Genomic DNA, 4455 nt, shown 5'->3' with positions numbered 1-4455 from the left:
GGGTGGATCCGGGTATGGCAGGGCTCGTCTTGGACTCGTCGAGAATCGACGAGCAGCGTATGGAACATACACCTTACGGCAAACCGAATCTCAGCTATGCTCACGGGACAGGCGGGCGGCCGCTCTGGGGCTGCACGGTCGGGGAGGCGCTGGACAACGCTGCATCGCTCCATCCTGATCGGCCCGCCCTCATTTCCTGCCACCAGCGGCTTCGTTACACCTATCGCGAATTCCTGGCCGAGGTGGAACTGGCGGCGCGGGGATTTCTTCAGCGTGGCGTCCAGAAGGGCGACCGGGTTGGTGTCTGGGCCACCAATCATGCCGAGTGGGTGATCGCGCAATTTGCAACGGCGAAGATCGGTGCGATTCTCGTCACGATCAATCCCGCGTTCCGCGCCGCTGAGCTCGAATACGCCCTGAAGCAGTCAGAGTGCTCCACACTCGTCCTGATGCAAGGGTTTCGCGATTGCGACTACATCGAGACGCTCGCAGGCGTCTGCCCGGAGTTTGCGGCCAGCCGTGCCGGAGATCTTCATTCTTTGAGGCTTCCTTACCTCCGGAACGTGATTTTTGTAGGCGGACCCGCGCCGGTACCGGCGATGTTCGCCTGGGATGATCTCATCGAGATGGGTCGTAGTGAGCCACCAGAAGCACTGTGGGAGCGAGAAGCGACGCTCGACTTCGACGAACCCATCAACATTCAGTACACCTCGGGGACGACCGGTTTTCCCAAGGGAGCAATGCTGAGCCACCACAACATCGTCAACAACGGCTTGCTGGTTGGCGCCTCGATGAAGCTCACCCACCAGGACCGGTTGGCGATTCCGGTGCCGTTCTATCACTGCTTCGGGATGGTGCTGGGCAACCTGGGCTGCACCACCCACGGGGCCACGATGGTCATCCCGGCGCCGGGGTTCGATGCCGGACGCACGCTGGCCGCCGTCCAAGCCGAACGCTGCACGGGCCTGTACGGTGTGCCGACCATGTTCATCTCCATGCTCGGTCATCCTGACTTCGCCAACTTCGATCTGACGTCGCTGCGCACCGGCATCATGGCTGGATCGGTGTGTCCGGTCGAGATCATGAAACGTTGTGTGGCCGAGATGAATATGACCGAGCTGGCCATCGCCTACGGCATGACCGAGACATCGCCGGCCTCCTGCCAGACGCTGATCGACGACGACTTGGAGCGGCGAACCGCGTCCATCGGGCGGGCGCACCCGCATGTGGAGATCAAGATCGTCGACCCTGACACCGGCGACGTCGTCGAACGCGGTCGGCCCGGGGAGTTCTGCGCCCGTGGCTATTCCGTGATGCTGGGCTATTGGCGTGAAGAGGCCAAGACCCGCGAGGTGATCGACGCCGACGAGTGGATGCACAGCGGGGATCTTGCGGTGATGCGCGACGACAGCTACTGCACTATCGTGGGGCGCCGCGACGACATGGTCATCCGCGGCGGGGAGAACATATATCCGCGCGAGATCGAGGAGTTCCTGACCACCCATCCTGATATCGACGAGGCGCAGGTGGTCGGTGTGCCCGACGCCAGGTACGGGGAAGAGATTTGTGCGTGGATCCGGATGAAGCCGGGACGGCCCGCACTCGACGCGGTCGCGGTCCGTGCTTTCGCCACCGGACAGGTGGCGCACTACAAGATCCCGCGCTACGTGCACGTCGTCGACGAGTTTCCGCTGACGGTGACCGGCAAGGTCCGCAAAGTTGACATGCGTGATGAAAGCGCACGGTTGTTCGGGCTGAAAACGCCTGACAGAGTGGAGGATACGTGACCATTGCAGACGTCACCGACGGTGTGACGATAGTGCGATTCGACCATCCGCCAGTCAATGCTCTCGACCTGGACTTGCTTGAGGTCATCATCGGCTCGATGCGAAGCGTCGAAGGGCCCGTCGTCATCACCGGCGCCGGTCGGTGTTTCTCGGCGGGTGTCGACCTGCGCGCGATCGTGGACGGCGGCGCCGCGTACGCCGAGCGTTTTGTGACCGCGCTGTCTGAGGCCTTTCTCGCAGTCTTCGACCACCCGGCACCGGTGATCGCCGCGATCAACGGGCATGCCATTGCGGGCGGTTGTGTCTTCGCCATGTGCGCCGATGTACGACTCATGTCCGGCGGGACGATCGGGCTCACCGAGCTTGCGGTCGGTGTCCCGTTCCCAGTGGCCGCGCTGGAGATATGCCGCTTTACGATGGGAACGTCGGCGACGCGGGCAGCGCTGCAGGCCAAGATGATTGACGCGGACACCGCGCTGGCCCGGGGCTGGATCGACGCGATCGTCCCGAACGATGACTTGATTGCCCAGGCGATTGCGACCGCGCGCGAACTCGGTGACTACTCCCCGGCTGTGTACGCGGCCACCAAACGACAGCTGCACCAGCCGACGCGCTCCGCGATCGATGCAGGCGTGGCAATCGACGAGAAGGTGCGGGCCCGCTGGATGACGGAGGAGACACGCAGCCGCGTTGCCGCATTTCTCGAGGCACTGGCCCGCGGCCGCTAAGGCAGCGGCTAAGTTAGCCCATTGTGAGCTTGTGGATGACCCACGCCGCGGAGACGCTGACCGAAGAGATACCCGCGGCACCCGACAAAGTGCGCGACTTCTACGTGGATCTGGACAACATCAAAGTTGTCCACCCGCTGGTCGTTTCGGTGCGAACCCTATCGCGCAGCGAGACTGCCGACGGGTACCAGCAGACCTATCGGGTGCGCGACCGGATACCGCTGGGCAGGTTCGCAATCCGGATAAGCTACTGGGCGCGAGTCGAGGTGCCGGTGCACGGCGATGTGCTCACCGAGGCGCGCCAGTTCCCCCGGGTGCGGCTACGCGGCATAGTGACATTCGAGCCGATCGACTCGGGCACCCGGCTGACCGAGCGGCTACGGATTGCGGCTCCCCGTTTACTGGCCGCGATGACCCGGCGTGAGGCGGTCAACGCACACATCGGGATGCTGGCAGGCATCCGCAGCCACTTTCTAGCACTGGCTCAATGATGGCGAGGCTCATCGCGAAGGGTGTCCCTGAGCCCGGCTAGCAGGTCGGCATAATTGATGTGTGCCAGGAACACACACAACTAAGGCGCTCGCCAACCCAGCGCAGCCGCACCACGCGTTAGTGCGCGAGTTGGAGCGCTACATCGCGGCCCACAATCCCGACGTGACCGACGTCAACGTGGTGAGCGCGACGGACACGGGTCGAGCTGACAAGAGCCATAAGCCGGTCCGCCACTGGTACCACGTCACGTACGAAGCGTGAGAAGGCGACCGTTACGCACCTAGTGGCCAAAGTCCTGTCGTGAAGTGCCAAAAGGCGTCGTTGTTGCCGCCCTGCGCCGACCGGGGGCGCCATGCGTCGTATGCGCGGCGGTCGCTGCGCTGTCTCGATGCCGGTGGCTTAGACGAGTTGTTGCCGCAACTCTCGCTTGAGCACCTTGCCGTAGCTGTTCTTCGGCAGCTGGTCGACGGTCAGGTAGCGCTTGGGACGTTTGAACCGGGCGATGCGCTGCAGCAGGTGCGCGTCGAGCTCATCGGGATGCGCCGCACCGACGATGAACGCGACCACGATCTCACCCCACTCGGCGTCCGGTGCCCCGACCACGCAAGCCTCCGATACGCCCGGATGCTCGAGCAGCGCCTCCTCCACCTCGCGCGGGTAAATGTTGGTGCCGCCGCTGATCACAACATCTTTCGAACGGTCGTGCAGCGTCAGATAGCCGCGTGCGTCGAAGGAGCCCATATCGCCGGTGCGTAGCCACCCGTTGCGCAGTGTCGCGGCGGTGGCCCCCGGGTTGTGCCAGTAGCCGCACATGACAACGTCGCCGCGGCAGACGATCTCACCGATCTCGCCCGCACCGGCCGGTGTGTCGTCGTCCCGCAGCACCGCGACTTCCATTCCCGACCGCGGATAGCCGACCGACCCGAGGATCGCGTCGTCGGCGGCCTCGTGGTCCGCGCGGCGCAAGCCGGTGATGGTCATGGGTGACTCGCCCTGGCCGTAGATCTGGGCGAAGACCGGCCCGAACGCGGCCAGTGCTTTCTTGATGCTCTCCACATACATCGGGCCGCCGCCGTAGATGATGGTCCGCAGTTGGCACGGGCAGGCGCGGCCTGTCGCTCGGGTTGTGTCGACGACGCGCTGCACCATCGTCGGTGCCAGGAAGGCGCTACAGCCCGGATGATGCTCACACAGATCCAGGAATTCGCCCGGATCGAATCTGCCGCGCTGCGGCACCACCTGGCGGGCGCCACGCAGCACGTAGGCCGGGATGTAGAGGCCGGAACCGTGCGACATCGGCGCGCCGTGCACCAGGCTGCAGCGTTCGTCGGGTGCGTCGATGTCGGCGAGGTGGGCGATCGTCATCGCCATCAGGTTGCGGTGGGTGAGCATCGCGCCCTTCGCCCGGCCGGTCGTCCCGCTGGTGTAGAACAGCCAGGCCAGCGTCG

Annotated in this window: 5 protein-coding genes; 4 read left to right on the top strand and 1 reads right to left on the bottom strand. The window is 64.5% G+C overall.

Annotated features, from left to right (window positions below):
* The first annotated feature begins 59 nt into the window (after positions 1 to 59).
* The 4 genes from VEI45_RS05485 to VEI45_RS05470 all read left to right on the top strand — a co-directional run bounded on the left by VEI45_RS05485 (position 60) and on the right by VEI45_RS05470 (position 3268).
* Positions 60 to 1787: an AMP-binding protein gene (locus tag VEI45_RS05485; RefSeq protein ID WP_414687402.1), complete on the top strand. Its 1728-nt coding sequence runs from the start codon at positions 60 to 62 to the stop codon at positions 1785 to 1787.
* On the top strand, positions 1784 to 2515 hold the full coding sequence (locus VEI45_RS05480; protein WP_324850897.1) for an enoyl-CoA hydratase/isomerase family protein: 732 nt from the start codon (positions 1784 to 1786) through the stop codon (positions 2513 to 2515). The genes VEI45_RS05485 and VEI45_RS05480 overlap by 4 nt, the downstream gene beginning before the upstream one ends.
* Before the next feature lie 35 nt (positions 2516 to 2550).
* Positions 2551 to 3006 (top strand): SRPBCC family protein, encoded by a 456-nt coding sequence (locus VEI45_RS05475; protein ID WP_324850901.1) that lies wholly within the window; start codon positions 2551 to 2553, stop codon positions 3004 to 3006.
* Between the two features lie 61 nt (positions 3007 to 3067).
* Complete coding sequence (locus tag VEI45_RS05470) at positions 3068 to 3268, top strand: hypothetical protein (RefSeq protein WP_324850896.1); 201 nt, start codon at positions 3068 to 3070, stop codon at positions 3266 to 3268.
* 138 nt (positions 3269 to 3406) lie between these two features.
* Here VEI45_RS05470 and VEI45_RS05465 read toward each other — a convergent pair.
* The coding region (locus tag VEI45_RS05465; RefSeq protein WP_324850894.1) for an AMP-binding protein at positions 3407 to 4455 on the bottom strand (1049 nt) is incomplete at its 5' end.

The organism is Mycobacterium sp., assembly GCF_035623875.1.
In the GTDB taxonomy this organism is placed as follows: Bacteria; Actinomycetota; Actinomycetes; order Mycobacteriales; family Mycobacteriaceae; genus Mycobacterium.
The sequence above is the reverse complement of the archived record's forward strand: the minus strand, read 5'-3'. Positions and strand labels throughout refer to the sequence as shown.

Excerpts from the sequence above, each read along its gene's own strand:
- VEI45_RS05475 (WP_324850901.1), top strand. The coding sequence starts at position 2,551 with ATGACCCACGCCGCGGAGACGCTGACCGAAGAGATACCCGCGGCACCC.
- VEI45_RS05485 (WP_414687402.1), top strand. The coding sequence starts at position 60 with ATGGAACATACACCTTACGGCAAACCGAATCTCAGCTATGCTCACGGG.